This is a genomic window from Pinirhizobacter sp., assembly GCF_035317885.1.
In the GTDB taxonomy this organism is placed as follows: Bacteria; Pseudomonadota; Gammaproteobacteria; order Xanthomonadales; family Rhodanobacteraceae; genus Pinirhizobacter.
Genome location: NZ_DATHFX010000391.1, coordinates 1 through 2,746, shown reverse-complemented (window position 1 = coordinate 2,746; position 2,746 = coordinate 1). Strand labels below are relative to the sequence as shown.

Below are 2,746 nucleotides of genomic sequence, written 5' to 3'. Positions count from 1 at the left end.
CCAGCAACTGGTCGGGCGTGGGCGGCGGGGCGGAGCTGCTCGAGGCAGGCGCGTCCTGGGCCAGGGCGGTGGCCGTGGCGAGGAAGAGGAGTGATCCAAGCAGCAGTTTTCGTAGATGCATCGGGGGATGATCGAAGCCAGCGAGGGTGAGGTCAATTGCGGGGCTGAACCTCGCCTAGATCGAGTGAAGGTGACGTGGCCTGGACCTAAGGCTATCCTCGGCCCCCTTTGAACCCGCAGGATGCTGGCCATGCGCAGGAAAGTCGTTGCCGGAAACTGGAAGATGCACGGTTCGCGTGCCATGGCGCGCGAACTGGTCGGCCAGATCCTCGCGGCCAGCCCCGGCGGCACGGAGATCATCCTGTGCCCGCCCAGCGTGTATATCAGCGAGGTGGTGCGGCTGTGCGAGGGCTCAGCCCTGATGGTCGGTGCCCAGGACCTGGCCGAGCGCGACGGCAGCGGCGCCTTCACCGGCGACGTCTCGGCCGACATGCTTTTCGATGTGGGCGCTCGCTGGGTGCTGGTGGGGCATTCCGAGCGGCGGGAATATCACGCCGAGACCAACGAGATGCTGGCCCGCAAGTTTGACTCGGCGCAGAAATCCGGCCTTACCCCCATTCTCTGCGTGGGCGAGACCCTGGCAGAGCGCGAGGCAGGCCGGGTCGAGGAAGTGATCGGCGAGCAGATCCACGCGGTGATCAGGGCCAACGGCATCGCCACCTTCGAGAACGCCGTATTGGCCTACGAGCCGGTCTGGGCCATCGGTACGGGCAAGGTCGCCACCCCCGCACAGGCCCAGGAAGTGCATGCATTCATCCGTAGCCAACTGGCGCGTGGAGATGCTAATATCGCCGGTCTCACCCGGGTCCTATACGGTGGCAGCGTCAAACCGGCCAATGCGGCCGAGTTGTTCGCGCAGCCGGACGTGGACGGTGGGCTGATCGGCGGTGCTTCCCTGGCCGCCTCCGACTTCCTGGCGATTTGCGCCGCGGCGCGCTAAGCGCGACCGGCAAGAGCAACTATGTTCATTATCTTCAGCGTCTTCTACATCCTGATTGCCGCGGCCATGATCGTCCTGATCCTGCTGCAGCGTGGCGCCGGTGCGGATGCCGGTTCCGGCTTTGGCGGCGGCGCCTCGTCCACCGTATTCGGTGCACGCGGCTCGGCCAGCTTCATGACCCGCGCCACGGGCGTTCTGGCTACCCTGTTCTTCCTGCTTAGCCTCGGCATGGGTATCTACCTCGGCCGCGGCACCACGCCCCAGCCCACGGCTGATCTGGGCCTGATGGGCGGCGCCTCGCCGGCAGCGGCCTCGTCCGCCAATGCCGCCAAGGCTGTGAACGACGTGCCCAAGCCGACCAACCCGGCGCCGGCCAACAACAACTCCGACGTACCCAGCGCCGCACCCGCGCAAAAGGACGTCCCGCCGGCTTCCCAGGAGCCCGCAAAGAAGTAAAATAGCGGTTCGAAAAGTTTAGCCCAGGTGGCGGAATTGGTAGACGCACTACCTTGAGGTGGTAGCGGTGAAAACTGTAGGGGTTCGAGTCCCCTCTTGGGCACCAATTGAAGGTTTCAGAACGGCTTATTCCGAATTGAAGTCACAGAGAAACCCGCTAATAGGCGGGTTTTTTTGTGCCTGAAGGGTGCCAAGCGGCCTCAAGGCGCCCCAGGGAGTCTGCTGGTACTTAGCGGCATTTCTGGCGGTACGTGGTTAAGATGCCGCCGAGCTGTCCAACAGATATCGGCGTCCGACCGAGCGCAACTCTGCATGGAGGTTCAAGTGAACGCTCAAAGTTTCACAAGTCAAAATACCCTTGAGGAATGTCTTGTGCGAACACAGGCGGGCAAGACGTCGGTGGACGAGTTCACTGAGGTGCTCCTAGAGTCGAAGGTAGTCGTGCTCTTGGACAATGAAATCAAGGGCGAGACTTGGGACAATTCATCACAGCCACTGGTTCTGAAAAGTCCCAGAGGTGGCGATGTCCTGGCCTTGTTCACGTCACTGGATCGCGCGACGCCTTGGTGCAAGCAAGTGCCGAAGTACGTTTTCGCGCTTGAGGTTGCATTTGCTTGGATCATCAAAAGCGTGGGCGGTCAAAAAATGGGTGTTGTCCTGAATCCGGGTCATCCCGTCGGTGTCGAACTCGCGCCTGAGAGAATTGCTGAGTTGCGTACGCGCAATCGACAGCCGACAGCCCTTCCTTGATTCCCATTGCGGATCTCCATGTTCGCTGCTGTCCTCAGTAGGTGTCGAAGTAGTTCAGGCGCGACGGTGGCCGACCACTTCGTACGAGATAACGCCCCGGTGCTTCAACGCACGCAGAGGTACCAACTGGTCCGCTGGCACGGAAAACAACCGGTTGTCGTCACCGGAGAAGACGTTTAGCCGGTCGCCGTCCAGCTTGAAACGAGGCTTTTCAACCGGTTCGAGCAGGGGCGTGTCGCCCGATGCCCAAAACGCGGCGCCGTCTGTCTCAATCACGAGGTAGGCAATCGCGGGTTGAGCGGAGAATGACCAGGCTTCAAAAACCCCAACTGCGTTTCCGTAGTGGTCGCGCTGTTGCCGGCACGCCCGGAGCAGTTCTGCGCAAATCTGGTTCCATGTTGCGCGGGCGGCTGCGTGGTCGGGGAAGAGCTCCCGCTTGTGGTGGTCCAGCCATAGTTTGAATGCATGTGCCTTGTCGTTCGGCAGGGGTACGTCTATGCGGTCGGTCAGGATACTGGTTTGTCCTTCCTCCAAGTCGGC

At 61.7% G+C, this 2,746-nt stretch carries 4 protein-coding genes and 1 tRNA gene; 4 read left to right on the top strand and 1 reads right to left on the bottom strand.

Translation table 11 applies throughout. The features are described from left to right. Nucleotides 1–250: 250 nt before the first annotated feature. The 4 genes from tpiA (at nucleotide 251) to VK519_RS12980 (ending at nucleotide 2,206) form a co-directional block, all read left to right on the top strand. Complete coding sequence (gene tpiA, locus VK519_RS12995) at nucleotides 251–1,000, top strand: triose-phosphate isomerase (RefSeq protein ID WP_324350394.1); 750 nt, start codon at nucleotides 251–253, stop codon at nucleotides 998–1,000. A gap of 21 nt (nucleotides 1,001–1,021) precedes the next feature. Continuing rightward, on the top strand, nucleotides 1,022–1,456 hold the full coding sequence (gene secG, locus VK519_RS12990; protein ID WP_324350392.1) for a preprotein translocase subunit SecG: 435 nt from the start codon (nucleotides 1,022–1,024) through the stop codon (nucleotides 1,454–1,456). A gap of 21 nt (nucleotides 1,457–1,477) precedes the next feature. Then, a tRNA-Leu gene (locus tag VK519_RS12985) sits at nucleotides 1,478–1,562 on the top strand. Between the two features lie 218 nt (nucleotides 1,563–1,780). Continuing rightward, a complete protein-coding gene (locus tag VK519_RS12980) occupies nucleotides 1,781–2,206 on the top strand; it encodes an SseB family protein (protein ID WP_324350391.1) in 426 nt (141 codons plus the stop codon). 54 nt (nucleotides 2,207–2,260) lie between these two features. Here VK519_RS12980 and VK519_RS12975 read toward each other — a convergent pair. After that, a partial coding sequence (locus tag VK519_RS12975) for a hypothetical protein (protein ID WP_324350389.1) occupies nucleotides 2,261–2,746 on the bottom strand: 486 nt, incomplete at its 5' end.